General features: G+C 66.6%; 13 protein-coding genes. 4 read left to right on the top strand and 9 right to left on the bottom strand.

Annotated elements, in window-relative coordinates; genetic code table 11:
- The 5 genes from EXE58_RS10965 to EXE58_RS10945 all read right to left on the bottom strand — a co-directional run bounded on the left by EXE58_RS10965 (position 1) and on the right by EXE58_RS10945 (position 5533).
- Positions 1 to 1251 (bottom strand): acetyl-CoA hydrolase/transferase family protein, encoded by a 1251-nt coding sequence (locus EXE58_RS10965; RefSeq protein WP_135267922.1) that lies wholly within the window; start codon positions 1249 to 1251, stop codon positions 1 to 3.
- 11 nt (positions 1252 to 1262) lie between these two features.
- Entirely contained in the window at positions 1263 to 2441 is a 1179-nt protein-coding gene (locus tag EXE58_RS10960; protein ID WP_135267921.1) for a thiolase family protein, read from the bottom strand.
- Entirely contained in the window at positions 2441 to 3190 is a 750-nt protein-coding gene (locus tag EXE58_RS10955) for an SDR family NAD(P)-dependent oxidoreductase (RefSeq protein ID WP_135267920.1), read from the bottom strand. The genes EXE58_RS10960 and EXE58_RS10955 overlap by 1 nt, the downstream gene beginning before the upstream one ends.
- A gap of 5 nt (positions 3191 to 3195) precedes the next feature.
- Positions 3196 to 4362 (bottom strand): acyl-CoA dehydrogenase family protein, encoded by a 1167-nt coding sequence (locus EXE58_RS10950; RefSeq protein WP_135267919.1) that lies wholly within the window; start codon positions 4360 to 4362, stop codon positions 3196 to 3198.
- Between the two features lie 85 nt (positions 4363 to 4447).
- Positions 4448 to 5533, bottom strand: coding sequence for an acyl-CoA dehydrogenase family protein (locus EXE58_RS10945; RefSeq protein ID WP_135267918.1), 1086 nt, complete (start codon positions 5531 to 5533; stop codon positions 4448 to 4450).
- Positions 5534 to 5707: 174 nt separating this feature from the next.
- Between EXE58_RS10945 and EXE58_RS10940 the strand changes: the two genes are divergently transcribed.
- Positions 5708 to 6421, top strand: coding sequence for a FadR/GntR family transcriptional regulator (locus tag EXE58_RS10940; RefSeq protein WP_208543978.1), 714 nt, complete (start codon positions 5708 to 5710; stop codon positions 6419 to 6421).
- 3 nt (positions 6422 to 6424) lie between these two features.
- Here the strand turns inward: EXE58_RS10940 and EXE58_RS10935 are convergent, their stop codons facing one another.
- The 3 genes from EXE58_RS10935 to EXE58_RS10925 all read right to left on the bottom strand — a co-directional run bounded on the left by EXE58_RS10935 (position 6425) and on the right by EXE58_RS10925 (position 10954).
- On the bottom strand, positions 6425 to 8371 hold the full coding sequence (locus tag EXE58_RS10935) for an AMP-binding protein (protein WP_208543977.1): 1947 nt from the start codon (positions 8369 to 8371) through the stop codon (positions 6425 to 6427).
- Positions 8372 to 8383: 12 nt separating this feature from the next.
- Entirely contained in the window at positions 8384 to 9580 is a 1197-nt protein-coding gene (locus tag EXE58_RS10930; RefSeq protein ID WP_135267916.1) for an acyl-CoA dehydrogenase family protein, read from the bottom strand.
- A 132-nt stretch (positions 9581 to 9712) separates the two neighbouring features.
- Positions 9713 to 10954 (bottom strand): acyl-CoA dehydrogenase family protein, encoded by a 1242-nt coding sequence (locus EXE58_RS10925; RefSeq protein ID WP_135267915.1) that lies wholly within the window; start codon positions 10952 to 10954, stop codon positions 9713 to 9715.
- A gap of 176 nt (positions 10955 to 11130) precedes the next feature.
- Here EXE58_RS10925 and EXE58_RS10920 point away from each other — a divergent pair, with 176 nt between their 5' ends.
- Both EXE58_RS10920 and EXE58_RS10915 read left to right on the top strand, forming a co-directional pair.
- On the top strand, positions 11131 to 11595 hold the full coding sequence (locus EXE58_RS10920) for a MaoC family dehydratase (protein ID WP_135267914.1): 465 nt from the start codon (positions 11131 to 11133) through the stop codon (positions 11593 to 11595).
- Positions 11595 to 12578, top strand: a complete 984-nt coding sequence (locus tag EXE58_RS10915; RefSeq protein WP_135267913.1) for an NADPH:quinone oxidoreductase family protein — start codon at positions 11595 to 11597, stop codon at positions 12576 to 12578. The genes EXE58_RS10920 and EXE58_RS10915 overlap by 1 nt, the downstream gene beginning before the upstream one ends.
- Before the next feature lie 41 nt (positions 12579 to 12619).
- Here EXE58_RS10915 and EXE58_RS10910 read toward each other — a convergent pair whose 3' ends face one another.
- Positions 12620 to 13633, bottom strand: a complete 1014-nt coding sequence (locus tag EXE58_RS10910; RefSeq protein WP_135267912.1) for a phosphotransferase family protein — start codon at positions 13631 to 13633, stop codon at positions 12620 to 12622.
- 171 nt (positions 13634 to 13804) lie between these two features.
- Here EXE58_RS10910 and EXE58_RS10905 point away from each other — a divergent pair, with 171 nt between their 5' ends.
- The gene (locus EXE58_RS10905; protein ID WP_135267911.1) at positions 13805 to 14602 is read left to right on the top strand and encodes an SDR family NAD(P)-dependent oxidoreductase; all 798 of its coding nucleotides are present in this window, start codon (positions 13805 to 13807) and stop codon (positions 14600 to 14602) included.
- Positions 14603 to 14605: the final 3 nt, after the last annotated feature.

The raw sequence follows: 14605 nt of genomic DNA, 5'->3' as shown, positions 1-14605 counted from the left end.
TCAGGACACCTCCTTCTCCGAGAGGCTGCGTTCGAGCGCCTCCCGGTATTCGGGGGCTGCAACCTCGACCAGGCGCAGAGCGCGCTCGGCGACGGTGCAACCGGTCAGCATGGCGACACCATGCTCAGTCACGACCGCGTCGACGTCGACGCGTGCCGTGGTGACGACCCCGCTGTACAGGCTGGGGACGATCGTCGAGTGCGTGCGCTCGCCCTTGCCGGCGGTGGAGCGCAGCGCAATGATCGAGCGGGTACCGGTCAGCGCTGCCGCTCGACTGAAGTCGACCTGACCGCCCACGGCACCGATGTGTACCCCACGGGCGAGCTCGGCGCCGACCTGACCCAGGAGGTCCACCTCGATCGCCGAGTTGACCGACACGAGCGAACCGAGCCGGGACAGGACCGCCGGCGCGTGGGTGTAGCTGGCCGCCCGGAACTCGAGGGGGTGGTGCGTGAGACGTCGATAGCCGTCACTGGTGCACAGCGCCGCACCGGTCACCACCACACCGGGGTCGATCTCCTTCTTCTCCCCGGTGATCACACCGGCCTCGATGAGGTCGAGAACACCGTCAGTGATCATTCCGCTGTGGAAGCCGAGTGCCCGATGGCCGGAGAGAGCAGCGAGAACCGCAGCCGGAAGAGCACCAACGCCCACCTGGACAGTGGAGCCGTCATCGATGATCGAAGCCACGTTGTTGGCGATCGCCCGGTCCACGTCATCGCTCGGTCGACCAGGCGCCTCGCGTAGTGGCCGATCGGTCTCTATGACGGCGGCGAACCTCGAAAGGGGAAGGCGTGGTCCTCCCCGGGTGGTGGGCATCTGGTGGTTGACCTCGGCGACCAGAGTCCGGGTGTGGACGATGGCGTCGGCCACGTAGTCGACACCGATTCCCAGCGTCACCATACCTTGGGCGTCCGGTGGCGACACCTGGACAAGGCCAAGGTCGTTCGGTAGCTGGCCCTTGGCGAAGAGGCGCGGGATGGCCGAGTAGTGACAGGGGAGGACATCGAGGATCCCGTGCCGACTGAGCTGGCTCAACCGGCCCAGTCCACCGTAAGAGATCACGGTCAGCTTGTCGGGGATGGATTCGGAGAGCCGCTCGTTCCAGGAGAGCCCGGAGAAGGCTCGGATCGGTCCCACTCGGTCGACGGCGTCCAGGACCTGGTTGACCAGGAGCTCGGGCTCGGCAGCACCCTGACCCCACCAGACACCTTGTCCGCTGTCGAGGAAGTCAGCAACGTCGATCGTCATGGCACACGCCTTCAAACCCGCTGCACCAAGGTGGCGGTGCCGAGCCCGCCCCCACAGCACATCGTGACGAGTCCTACCTCCAGGTCGCGGCGCTCCATCTCCGCGAGGAGCGTGGCGAAGAGCCGCGAGCCGGACGCGCCCACCGGGTGGCCGAGGGCGATCGCACCCCCATTGACGTTGACTCTGTTCATGTCGGCCTCGAGCTCACGCTCCCAGGCGAGCACGACGGAGCTGAAGGCTTCGTTGATCTCGATGAGTTCGATGTCGTTGATCGTCATCCCGTTGCGCTCCAGCAGTCTCCGCGTGGCCGGGATGGGGCCGGTGAGCATGATCTCCGGATCGACTCCGACGGTGGTCTGGTCGAGGATGCGCGCCCTCTTTGCCAGGCCGTGTGTCGTGACCGCCGAATCCGATGCCAGTACAACGCCGGCAGCGCCATCAGTCAGCGGGGACGAGCTTCCTGCGGTGATACGGCCACTTTCGGCTCGGAAGACCGGGTCGAGAGCTGCCAATGTCTCCAGCGTCGTGCCCGGCCGGATGCCCTGGTCGCTGCTCCGGGTCTCGCCATCAAGGTCCATCGCGATGATCTCGCGCTGGAATCGGCCGGCCTCGACCGCTGCCGTAGCCAGGGTGTGCGAGCGGACAGCGAACTGGTCCATCTCCGTGCGTGAGATTCCCCAGCGCTCAGCGATCCGCTCTGCACTCTCTCCCATCGTCGGGAAGTCATAGAGATCGGTGAGTTCCGGGGGCCACGCGACTCCGTAGAGCTCCTCGACCTTGACGACCGAGTGCATCGGGACCCGGGTCATGTTCTCGACCCCGCCCGCCACCACGATGTCGTGGGTGCCCGAGGCGATGAGCGCGGCACCCATCTCGACGGCCGTTTGGGCCGAGCCGCAACGTCGATCGAGCACTGTCGCGGGCACCTCGGGCGGATAGCCCGCCTGCAGCCATGCGTTGCGCGCAACGTTGCGCGACTGCTCGCCGAAGGGAGCCGTGCAGCCGACGATGAGGTCCTCGACGTCTAGCGGCGCGAGACCAGTTGAGTCCAGAAGCGCTGCGTAGACAGAACCCAGCATCTCGTTGGCGTGTACGTCTCGAAACCAACCACGCTCGCTGTGCGCTCGCCCCATCGGGGTGCGCAGCGCCTCGACGATCCACGCGTCGCGACCGGTTCCTGCGAAGACCATCAGATCACCGTTCCTCCGTCTACAGGCAGGACCTGCCCAGTGATGTACGACGCCGCGTCCGAGGCGAAGAACACGAACGACGCCGCGATCTCCTCCGGCTCGGCCCAACGGCCGAGCGGGATTCTCGCGAGAGTCTTCGCGGCGAGCTTCTCGTTGCTGCGGATGTTCTGCGTCATGCTGGTCGCGGCGAGCGGTGCGATGGCATTGACGGTGATCTGGTTGCGGGCAAGCTCCTTGGCCAAGGACTTGGTGATCCCGATGACGCCCGACTTCGCGGCCGAGTAGTTGACCTGGCCGATGGTCCCAACCAAGCCTGCGGCCGATGTCACGTTGAGGATCCGTCCTGTGCCGTCCTGAGCCAGGAACGGCGTTGCTGCCTGGCTCACGGTGAACGTGCCACCCAGGTGCACGTCGACCACGAAGCTGAACTGTTCCGACGTCATCTTGGGGAACATGGCCGGCGCGATCGCACCGGCATTGTTGACCAACACGTGCAGCGTGCGGCCAGTGAGACCCGCTGCCTGCTCGGCCACCTGGGCCGCCTGTGCTGCATCGCGCACGTCAAGTGCGGCGGACTCGGCACGGCCTCCGGCCTCGACGATGCGCGAGGCCACGACGGCCGCGGCGTCCGGGTCGACGTCAGTGACCATGACTGCCGCTCCGGCAGCAGCGAACGCTTCGGCCACTGCCGCTCCGATGCCGTTGCCCGCGCCAGTGACCAGCGCCGAGCGGCCCTCGAGCGAGAACACCCTCATCAGTAGCTCCTCGGCAAGCCGAGGACGTGCGACCCCAGGTAGTTGAGAACCATCTCCTGGCTAATCGGTGCGATCCGGGTGAGCCGGGCCTCCCGGAAGTACCTCGCCACGTGGTACTCCTCGGAATACCCCATGCCACCGTGTGTCTGCAGCGCACGGTCGGCGGCGGTGAAGCCAGCCTCCGCGCACAGGTACTTGGCGGTGTTGGCCTCGCGCCCACAGGGAAGACCACGGTCATAGAGCCACGTGGCCTTCCGCAGCATCAGCTCGGCGGCGTCGAGCTTGGCCAAGGAGTCGGCCAAGGGGAACTGGATCCCCTGGTTCATGCCGATCGGTCGGTCGAAGACCTCGCGCTCGATGCCGTAGCGGACAGCGCGACGGAGCGCGGCGCGGCCGATGCCGAGTGCCTCAGCCGCGACCAAACAGCGCTCTGGGTTCAACCCGTCCAGGATGTACTTGAATCCCTCCCCTTCCTCGCCGACGCGGTGCTCCTCCGGAATGCGGAGGTCATCGATGAACAGCTCGTTGGACGAGACGGCATTCCTTCCCATTTTCTTGATGGGGCGGATATCCACGTGAGCCCGGTCGAGGTCGGTGAAGAACAGGGTCAGACCGTCGGTCTTCTTGGCCGAATCCTCGAACTTGCTCGTCCGGGTCAGCAACAGGATCTTCTCCGACTCGAGTGCCTTGGAGATCCACACCTTGCGTCCGTTGACGACGTAGTCGGTGCCGTCTCGACGCGCGAACGTGGTGATCCGCGTGGTGTCCAGTCCTGCTCCGGGCTCCGTGACTCCGAAGCAGACGTGAAGGTCACCGGTCGCGATGCGCGGCAGGTTCTCCTTCTTCATCTCCTCTGAGCCGTGGACGATGACCGGATGCATGCCGAAGATCGACATGTGGATGGAGCTGGCTCCGTTCATGCCGGCGCCTGAGGCCGCCACCTCTTCCAGGAGCAGCGAGGCCTCGGTGATCCCGAAGCCACTGCCGCCATACTCCTCGGGGGTGGTGACTCCGAGCCAGCCGCCCTCCGCGAAGGCTTGGTAGAACTCCTCGGGGAACTGGTGGGACGCGTCCTTCTCCATCCAGTACTGATCGTCGAATCGCGCCGCCAGGTCAGCGACAGCCGAGCGGATCAGTTGCTGATCCTCGCTGAGCTCGAAGTCCACGAGTCACTCTCCGTTTCCCAGGTGTGGGTCGCGACAGGACCCTGGAATCAATTGGCATGACGATACCAAATGGTTGGACCATTGCCTAGACGAGGTGGAGACGATTCGCCAAACGTTCATTCCACTCAGCGGGCGGGCCGAAGAGGTGCTCGTTCAATCGCGCACGCTTGTAGTACAGGTGCAGGTCGTGCTCCCACGTGTACCCGATCGCTCCGTGGATGGTCAGCGCGGTGTCCGCAGTCACGGCGCCCCCCGCCGTCACCTGGGCCTTGATCGCAGCCACGTGCATCGCCCTGTCCTCATGTGCGCTGTCCACGGACGCCGCGGCGTAGAAGACCCCCGTACGCCCCGCCTCCACCTCGACCAGGATCGAGGCTGCCGCGTGCTTGATCGCTTGGAAGGAGCCAATGGGCTTGCCGAACTGATGGCGCTGCCCGCTGTACTCCACCGCGAGGTCGAGCATGCGCTCCATGGCACCGAGAGAGTCAGCGGCCGTCAGTACTGCGGCGATCTCCGCCACCCTCTCCAGACACTGGGCAGCGTCCACGTCGAGCGGTTGGGACCTGACCCCGTCAAGCGTGACGTCAGCGACTGAGCGTGAAGCGTCGAGCAGTCGGCGCGGAGCCACCCGCACTCCATCAGCCTCCGTGTCCACCACGTGCACCTGTGCGCGCCCGTCCACCTCCGCGACGACCAGAAGGCGCGCGGCGCGATCCGCGCCGAGTGCACGGGTGAAGCTCCCACTCAGGCGGCCGTCAGCCTCGACGTTCGCCAGTTCCACCGTGCGCAGATCGGGGATGTTCTCGGCGCTGATCAGCCACGCGAGCGGCGCCGAGTCGAGGGCCTGCTCTGCGAGATCCGGTCGCGAGTCGAGTGCGGGCAAGGCGAGCACCGTCGCGAGCCATGCGCTGCATGGAACCCCTGCTCGCGCGAACTCCTCGCCCGTCAGCGCGAGCTCAATGATTCCGCCACCTTGCCCTCCCAGCGCCTCCGGGACGCCGACCCCGGCCAGGCCGGCCGCACTGAGACGTCGCTCGAAGTCACCGGGATCCGCTGGCTCGTCGTCGGTGCCGAGCCAGCGCCGTACCTGGTCCATGGGGGCCGTCTGCTGCAGCCAGCCACGGAGCACGTTCTGGTAGTCGACCTGCTCCTCAGAGAACTTCCACTCCATCACTGATGCCCTTCCATCTGTGCAGTTCTCCAGTGGAGGATCGAAGATCGACCGCCTTCCACTGGTACTTTAGGTAAGACCGTTTCCGTGGCACGCACCAGAAAGGTGGCATCGATGCCTGATGCCCTATCCGTCGAGACCGACTCCTTGAGGTCAACCACTCGGCTGAGCCCCATGCAGGTCCCGAAGGCGTCGGACGTGTTGGCCAACGAGCTGCGCGAGCGAATCCTGCGCGGCGACTTCGTTGAGGGGACGCCGCTGCCACCTGAGCGAGAGCTCGTCGCACAGACGCAGATGAGTCGCACCACCGTGCGGGAGGCGCTGCGGATCCTAGAGGTGCAAGGTCTCGTGCAGATCCGCACGGGCAGGACCGGAGGGGCCTTCGTACAACGTCCGGGACAGGACTCGATTGCCAGCACCGTGAACCTCCTGATCCGCGGCCGCAATGTCCGGCTCGCGGCGCTGCTGGAGACCCGCGAGGCCGTAGAACCGGCGTGCGCCCGGTTGGCTGCGAAGTACCGGACAGCTGCAGACCTCGAGGCTCTCGACGCGGCGAACGTCGCCATCGCGGCCGAGGGGTCGCTGGCCGACTTCCTCAAGGCCAACATCGACTGGCACGTTGCAGTGGCTGTCGCCTCGCACAACGAGCTGCTGACGGGGTTCATGGTTGCGCTGTCCAGGGCCATCTACGCCTCCACCGACAACCAGGGGTTCGTCGACGCGCCGGTCCGGAAGACGACCGTGTCAGCCCACGAGAGCGTGACGCGCGCGATTCGCGACGGCGACCCCGAGGCCGCGGTGCGCCGGATGTCGCGCCACGTCCAGGAGTACGCCGAGGCCGTGCTGGCAGTCGAGGAGCGCACTGCCATCGACGTCTCGGACGAGTGACTCTCAGTCACGCCAGCCCCGGGAGCGCTCGCGGATCTCGATGACTGCCTCGGGGTTCTCCGCCCCCGAAAGATCGCCGGCGTCCTGGTCGAGGACGGCCGCACGGATCGCCCGCCGAAGGATCTTGGCCGACCGGGTCTTGGGCAGGTGGTCAGCGCGAACGACGCGGCTCGGCGTGAAAGGCTTTCCGACCCCTGCAGCCACCCGCGACTTGATCCGAGCCTCGATCTCCAGTTCCTCCTCCTCCGACGCGGAGACCTTGGGCACGTAGAAGACCCACACCGCCTCGCCCTTGGTGGCGTCAGGGATGCCCACCACAGCGCACTCGGCCACGCTGGGCTCGGTGGCGACGATGGACTCGATCTCGGCCGGGGCGACTCGCTTCCCCGCGACATTCATGACGTCGTCGGACCGTCCAAGGATGAACCAGCTGCCGCTCTCGTCCACCAACGCAAAGTCACCGTGGCGCCACAGTCCGTCGAACGTTGACCAGTAGGACTCGTGGTAGCGCGTACCACGCGCGTCGTCGTTCCACACGCCTCTGGTTATGGAGGGCCAGGGCTGGCGGCACACCAGTTCACCGATCTGGCCTCGGACCGGTTGGGCATTGTCGTCGACGACATCGACATCCATCCCCAGAGCCGGCCCACCGAGCGAGCAGCTCCGGATCGCCTCGACGGGGTAGGGGCACAGGAACGAGCCGCCCACCTCGGTTCCGCCGGAGAAGTTGATGACCGGGACGCGCTCGTCGAACACGTCGCGCGCCAGCCACTCGTAGGACTCGGGGTCCCACGGCTCACCTGTGGAACCGAGGGTCCGCACGCTGCCCAGCTCCTGTTCAGGCACGCCACCGGCTGCCTTGAGAGTGCGGATGAGGGTCGGACTGACGCCCAGCATGGACACGGAGTGGTCCTCGACGAGCTGCCACAGCCGGTTGGTGTCCGGCACGTCGACAGAACCTTCGTACAGGAGGAGCGTTCCGCCAGATCCGTGCGTTCCGAAGATCGACAGCGGCCCCATGATCCAGCCCATGTCCGTCACCCAGAAGAAGGTCCGTCCTTCGTTGATATCGAAGGCGTAGGAGACCTCAGAGGCGGTCTTCGTGACGAAGCCGGCGTGCGTGTGCACGGCCCCCTTGGGCTTGCCGGTCGTGCCGGACGTGTAGGCCAACAGGAGAACGTCGCTGGACGCCGTCGGTTCGACCGCCCTCTCCGGCTCGGAGGTGATGATGTCGGTCCAGGCGTGCTCTCGCTCCCCGAGCTCGCCGGTCGTGCCGACGTTGTCGACCACCACCACCGCTTGCACGGTGGGGCAGGACGTGAGGGCCTCCCGGAGGGCAGGAAGCATCGACGTCGCCCGCCCCCGGCGAAGGGTGCCGTCGGCACTGATCACCGCCTTGGCGGAGGCGTCCTGGATCCGACTGGCGATCGCTGCAGCGGCGAAGCCGGAGAAGAGCGGCACCAACATCGCTCCCAGGCCGGCGACGGCGTAGGTCGCAACGACGGCCTCGGGAATCATCGGCAGGAAGACCGCGACCGCGTCTCCCTTGCCCACCCCGAGTGTGCGCAGGCCCCCTTGAAGTCGGGCCACCTCGTCGGCAAGCTCGGCATAGGTGAGTCGGGTGACCCGACCGGCCTCGTCCTCGTGCACCACCGCCATCGCCTGCGGCGTCCGAGCCGCCCACTTACCCAGGCACGCCTCCGCGGCGTTGAGGCCGCCATCGACGAACCACTCCGGCCACTCGATCCCGCGGCTCAGATCGACGACCGAGCGATACGGGGTATGGAAGGGAATCTCCAGGTCGGAGACGACCTCCCCCCAGAAAGCGCCGATGTCGGCGACCGAGCGCTCGCGCAGTTCCTCGATCGTGGACACCCCCAGACGACGCATCAGCCGTCGGACGTTGGCGTTCTCGAGGTAGTCCGCCGAGGGGTTCCAGACGTAGGTCAATTCAGCTCTCCTTCACGACCGAGGCATGCCGAGGAGCCGCTCGGCAGCGATGTTTCTCTGGATGTAGGTGGAGCCGCCGGCGATCGCGGTACCGCGGCCCTGGTTGGCCAGGCGCAGCCACGCCGAGACGTCGTCTTCCTGACCCTCGTGGTCGGCCATCTGGAACTGACCGCCCAACGGCGCGAAGGACAACCGGAAGTCCGCCAAGTTCTCCACCAGTGGACAGAAGTAGAGCTTGCCGATGGAGGTGACGGGACCGGGAGGAGCGCCGGCGGCCGCGCCCGTGATCACGCGCTGGCCGATGGCCCGGTGGATCAGGGCACGCGACCACAGGTCCGCGATCGTCTGCCTGATCCTGGGGTCCGCGCCGAGTGGCTCGCCCGCGGAGTCCGTCATTCCGCGGACGTCATCGATGATGTCGGCGACCGCCTTGCTCGTGTTGACACGGCCCGTCGCGATCGCGACGCGCTCGAAGGCCAGAGTGCCCATAGCGACCTGCCAGCCCTGGTCGACCTCGCCCACCACGAGCTCGTCCGGGATGAAGACGTCGTCGAGGAACACCTCGTTGAACTCCGCCTCCCCCAGCATGTGCCGCAGGGGCTTGACCGTGATGCCGTCACTGTCCATCGGGAGCAGGAAGAACGTGATGCCCTTGTGCCGCTGCTTGTCGGGGTCGGTGCCGCCGGTCCGCGCGAGCAGGATGGCGTGTGCCGCGATCTGGGCGCGACTGGTCCACATCTTCTGCCCGTTGATGCGCCACCCTCCCTCAACCCGGGTGGCCTTGGTGCGCAGGCTCGCCAGGTCGGAGCCGGCCTCCGGTTCGGAGAAGAGCTGGCACCAGATCTCCTCGCCGGTGAGGATGGGGGTCAGCAGGCGCTCCTTCTGCTCCGGCGTGCCGTAGTGCGCGATGGTGGGGCCGCAGAAGTCCTCGCCGATGATGTTCAGGCGCTCTGGGGCTCCGGAGCGGTCGCACTCCTCGCTGAAGATCGCGCGCATCCGCTCGTCCAGCCCTTGACCGCCGTACTCCTTCGGCCAGGTGAGTCCGGCCAGGCCCGCGTCGTGGAGCTGCCGCTGCCACTCTCGCCAGAACGGAACCTTTTCCTCGAGCCCGTGCGGCTCCGGCCAGGGAAGCGATGGCAACGTCGTCGCCAGCCACTCACGAACCCTGGCGCGGAAAGCCGCTTCGTCGGGGGCGTCCCGCAGATCCATTCGCTGCTCCCGTCGTAGGAGGCGCCGACCGCCCGGAGCGAGACCGGCAATGACCAATTAGTCGCAACTATAGAATGGTCTGACCAAAGTCGCAAGACTGGTCTTGGGTGATTGCCAAGCGCTACCGAGCCCTCAGCCAGCCGACTTGAAGTCGAACATCGCCGCAGCAATCCGGCGGAACTGCACCTCGTCCGTACCCTCGGTGATGCGGTATCGCCTGTGGTGGCGATAGATCTGCTCGAAGGGAAGGGCTCGGGTGTAACCCATGCCGCCGTGAATCTGCATCGCTCGGTCTGCGGCTTTACACGCGAGCTGGTTGCCCCGAACGTTGACCATCGCGACCTTGTCCGAGACGGAGGTTCTTCCGCTCTCGTCCATCATCGCGGCCGTCTTGTGAAGTGTGTTGCGCACCAGCTCAGCTTCGGTCTGCAGCTCCACGAGTTGCCACTGAATCCCCTGGTGCTGGGCGAGCGGCTTACCGAAGGCGACACGCTCCTGTGCGTACTTGACGCTCTGGTTGATGCAGAACTGAGCGGCGCCCAATGACGAAGCCGCCTGACGGGTGCGGTTCTCGTGAATGAACAGCTGCGCACAGTCGAGCCCACGCCCCACCTCACCCACGACAGCCGACGAAGGAACGCGAACGTCCTTGAGATGCACCTCAGGATGGTCGCTCGGCATGCTGATGGTCCAGTGGTTGAACGGGATCGAGAAGCCCTCGGAATCTGTCGGGACCAGGAACGCCGTGATCCCGTCTGCCTTTCCGTCCTCGCCCGAGGTGCGGGCAAAGACGAGGTCAGCCTCCGCGGCGTCCGAGAGGCTGTTGAAGCGCTTGGCTCCGTTGATGATCCAGTCGTCCCCGTCCCTGCGAGCAGTCGTCTCGATGAACGTCGCGTCGCTGCCGTGGCCCGGTTCCGTGAGCCCGAAGGCGATCTCGATCTCTCCGGAGACATGGCGATCGAGGTACTGCTCCTTCTGTAGGTGGGTGCCGTACTCGAGGAGGACCAGGGCGATCGGCAGATTCGCCACCACCGAGTGCTCGTCATGGTGGGGGAAGTGCAGCCCAGGCCCGAGCGAGGTCAAGTGCTCGCGAATCATTGCCATGGCGAGGTTGGACCCGTCCTGGCCGCCCAGTGCAGCCGGCAGCGGGTAGCGGTACAGACCCGCAGCGTCTGCGCGGCGACGAAGTTCCGCGAGGATCTCCAGCCATCGGGCGGCCGGGAATCCGTCCCGCTCGAGGTCTGTCCGGCTGAACTCGCGGCGGTGGTCGAAGAATTCCTGGTTCTCCTCCTCGATCGGCTTCAGTTCAGCAGCGATGAAGTCATCGATCTTGACGATGAACTCGGTGATGTCCTTGGGAATCGACCAGTCCATTTTGGAGCCTCCTGGGAACTTGGCAGGCCGCTTGACGAGCGGACCCGGCGGTCCCTGGACCGTACGTCGACCGGCTCCAGGCCGGCCCCTAGCTGCACTGTGAATGGTGTGGGATTCTCCAGCACGGGCGAGCAGACGAGATGGATCTGCCCCACGCGACCGGCTTGTCTGTCCACATGACTACTTCGTTGAGCATCGCCGAGCTGCAAGCCTCGGGCGGCCGGGTCATCGGCACGAGTTCGTGGCACGACGTCACCCAGGAACGCATTCTGGCCTTCGCGGACGCGACCGAGGACTGGAACCCGATCCACGTCGATCCCGCGGCGGCAGCCAGGACCCCCACGGGCACCGTGATCGCCCACGGCCTGTTCACCTTGGCGCTCGGTCCCAAGTTCTTCTACGAGATCCTCGAGGTGACCGGTACGTCTCTGCAGCTGAACTACGGCTACGACAAGGTGCGTTGGCTTCTCCCCGTCCCGGTGGGTTCACGAGTCCGGATGACGATGGAGCTGATCGACGGTGAGCCGGTCGACCAAGGGATCAAGTTCAGGACACGCGAGACCTTCGAGATCGAGGGCAAGGACAAGCCGGCATGCGTGGCCGAGCACCTCTTTACCTGCTACTACGAGAAGGACGCCTGATGCGCGCCGTGGTCGTCGACACGTTGAACGGACCGGGGTCCGCGGTCGTCAAGGAGGTGCCGTCCCCTGAAGGAGCCCACCCCCGGGCGGGCGGGAGACGCGTCCTCGTGGACGTGCATGCCGTGGGGCTCTCCTTCATCGACCCCTTGCAGACGTGGGGCAAGTACCAAGGCGGCGTGGAGCCGCCGTACATCTGCGGCTCCGAGCTCTCCGGGGTCGTCCTGGAAGCCCCGGAGGACTCCTGGGTGTCTGTCGGCGACCGGGTCGGCGGCATCGTGTGGCAAGGGGCCATGGCCGACCAGGCACTCGCCATCGAGGACTACCTGGTGAGGCTTCCAGACTCGATGTCCTTCGTCGAGGGAGCAAGCATCTACATGAACTACTCCACCGCCTGGTACGCCTTGGACCGCGCCGGGGCCGAACCTGGGGAGACGGTCCTCGTCACCGGCGCTTCCGGCGGGGTCGGCTCCTGCGCCCTCGACCTCTGCCGCTCACTCGGCTACCGGTCGATCGCACTTGTGTCGAGCGAGGCGAAGGCCCTTGCAGCAAGGAAGTCGGGAGCCAGCCACGTCGTGAGGACGGGCGGAGACTGGCTCTCCGAGGTCCGCGACCTGACCGATGGCCGGGGCGTCGAGGTCTTCGTGGACATGGTGGGCGGCGATCAGTTCCTCGACACCATGCGATCGCTGCGCGTCGGAGGACGTGGCGTGATCGTCGGCTTCACCGGTGGAACGATCCCGACCGTGAAGGTGAACCGACTCCTGCTGCGCAACCTCACGCTGACCGGCATCACCATGGACGTGATGGAGACCGAGCACCCAGGCACGCTCGAGCGCGTCCGCCTGGGCGTGCAGGCGCTGCTCGACGAGGGCCAGCTCAGGCCCAGCATCGGTGCGGTCTACCCCATGGATCGAGCCGGCGAGGCACTCTCCGCACTCGAGAAACGCACTGCAGTGGGCAAGGTCGTCGTCGAGATCCGCTGAGGAGGGCGGCCGACTACAGGGGAACCCTGCGTCGGCCGCTCTCACACGGTGTCGAGGACCGAGTGTCCCGCCTCGAGCACCCCCGGGAGATGCCGGGCGGCCACCTCCAGCTTGGGAGTGGGTTGAGGCAGCTTGCGCTCACGCTTGTAGATCGCGGCGATGGTCGAGGCCACCTTGTAGAAGCCGACCCCGACGAACCACTCCAGACCCGTCGTGACCGCCTCGATGTGGCCCTCGTCCGCACCGAGGCCGCGCCGGGTCGAGACGTACTCGTCGATGATCGCCTGCGCCGAGGGCAGGGCGGAGCAGGCGGCCACGTCTGCATCGGAGCGGTCCTCGTGGAAGACATGCCTGGGGTTGAGGTGCATGAGCAGCCAGGCCAGGTCGAAGCGCGGGTCCCCCACCGACCAGATCTCCCAGTCGATGACTGCCTCGAGGTCGCGGCCGACGAACAGCATGTTCGCCAGCCGGTAGTCCCCATGGAGCATTCGCGGCTCGATCCCGCGAGGGACCCGCTCGGACAGGCGTCGATACAGGTCCTGATGCCCGGGTGCGATGTCCGCGTCGACGGTGGAGAACAGCCGCTCCCACCTGTCGAGCTCGTCCTGCACCGCGGAGACCGGCTCCTCCCCGACCCCCAGCTCATCGGGGGTCCGCGTCTGGAGGACCCCGAGAGCCCGGGCCGCCGCGAGCATCCGCTCGGCTGCCACGTCGGGTGCGGGTGGGTTCGCGGACATGTCCAGCCCCGGCTCGTAGGCGTCCCCGGCGCGGAGCTCCATGCCGAACATCGGGGGCACGTCCGGTGGGTCACCTCCGTCCTCGAAAACAACCCCGGGGACCGGAAACCCGGGAAGGCCCGCGAGGAGTCGCAACACGCGAGCCTGACGCAACACGTCTCGATGGTGGACCGGCGCAAGTCCCGGCGGGGCGATCTTGAGCACCACCTGTCGCTCGCCCAAGGAGTCGGCCACCAAGCAGGAGTAGGTGAGGCTCGACACCCCGCCCTCGAGCTGCCCCAGCTCGGTCACTTCGGCGTGAGCGGACACGCGCCGCATGGCCGTTGTCGCTCGTTCGACTACTTCGTCAGGTCCGATGGTGTGCACGCGCCAACTGTTCTCGCTGACAGCGGTTGGAACAAGGCACCCTCCCTAAGATGCTGGAGAAGCCCACAGCGCCGGCCTCCGGGCTGTGTCCGATGTGGTGTCGCACGGGTGTAGAACCGGAGCATGACCAATGCCGACGCAGACCTCTACGACGAGACAGTCTGGCGAGACCGCTTCCGCCTCGACGGCAAGGTGGCTGTCATCACGGGCGCCTCGAGCGGTCTCGGCGTGGCCATCGCACAGGGCATGGCGGCTGCGGGCGCGGACGTCGCGATCGGCGCCCGACGCCTCGACATGCTGAAGGAGACGAAGGGCCTCGTCGAGGCCCTCGGACGCCGGTGTGTCGCCGTCGAGACCGACGTGACGAAGGTCGAGGATTGCGACCGCTTCGTCGCCACCGCCGTGGCCGAGCTCGGCGGTTGCGACATCCTGGTCAACAACGCAGGGATCGGCGGGGACTACAACCCCGCAACCGAGGACCCGCCCGAGCACTTCCGCCAGGTCGTCGACGTCAACCTGTTCGGCTCGTACTGGATGGCCCAGGCGGCCGGCAGGGTCATGCCTCCCGGGAGCGCGGTGGTGAACCTCTCCAGTGTCATGGCTGTGACGACGGCGAAGATGCCCGCCGCCGGATACAGTTCTGCGAAGGCTGGAGTGCTGGGGATGACCCGGGACCTCGCCGCGCAGTGGGGCGCACGCGGCATCCGGGTCAACGCCATCATGCCCGGCATCTTCCTCACCGAGGCCACTGCGAACTACAGCCCCAACTACCAGCGCAAGATCATCGACGCACGCATTCCTTCAGGGCGTCTGGGGGACCCGGTCGAGATCGCCAGCACGGCCGTGTTCCTGGCGAGCGACGCCTCTGCCTACATCACCGGGGTCGGGCTCCCGGTCGACGGCGGCACGCTCCTGCTCTAGGCC

This window comes from Nocardioides seonyuensis (assembly GCF_004683965.1).
Taxonomy (GTDB): Bacteria; Actinomycetota; Actinomycetes; order Propionibacteriales; family Nocardioidaceae; genus Nocardioides; species Nocardioides seonyuensis.
The sequence above is the reverse complement of the archived record's forward strand: the minus strand, read 5'-3'. Positions and strand labels throughout refer to the sequence as shown.

Bases quoted from the DNA above. Each gene is read 5' to 3' on its own strand.
- EXE58_RS10945 (WP_135267918.1), bottom strand. From the start codon at position 5,533: ATGGAGTGGAAGTTCTCTGAGGAGCAGGTCGACTACCAGAACGTGCTC.
- EXE58_RS10965 (WP_135267922.1), bottom strand. From the start codon at position 1,251: ATGACGATCGACGTTGCTGACTTCCTCGACAGCGGACAAGGTGTCTGG.
- EXE58_RS10960 (WP_135267921.1), bottom strand. From the start codon at position 2,441: ATGGTCTTCGCAGGAACCGGTCGCGACGCGTGGATCGTCGAGGCGCTG.
- EXE58_RS10920 (WP_135267914.1), top strand. From the start codon at position 11,131: ATGACTACTTCGTTGAGCATCGCCGAGCTGCAAGCCTCGGGCGGCCGG.
- EXE58_RS10925 (WP_135267915.1), bottom strand. From the start codon at position 10,954: ATGGACTGGTCGATTCCCAAGGACATCACCGAGTTCATCGTCAAGATC.
- EXE58_RS10915 (WP_135267913.1), top strand. From the start codon at position 11,595: ATGCGCGCCGTGGTCGTCGACACGTTGAACGGACCGGGGTCCGCGGTC.
- EXE58_RS10940 (WP_208543978.1), top strand. From the start codon at position 5,708: ATGCAGGTCCCGAAGGCGTCGGACGTGTTGGCCAACGAGCTGCGCGAG.
- EXE58_RS10905 (WP_135267911.1), top strand. From the start codon at position 13,805: ATGACCAATGCCGACGCAGACCTCTACGACGAGACAGTCTGGCGAGAC.
- EXE58_RS10910 (WP_135267912.1), bottom strand. From the start codon at position 13,633: ATGCGGCGCGTGTCCGCTCACGCCGAAGTGACCGAGCTGGGGCAGCTC.
- EXE58_RS10930 (WP_135267916.1), bottom strand. From the start codon at position 9,580: ATGGATCTGCGGGACGCCCCCGACGAAGCGGCTTTCCGCGCCAGGGTT.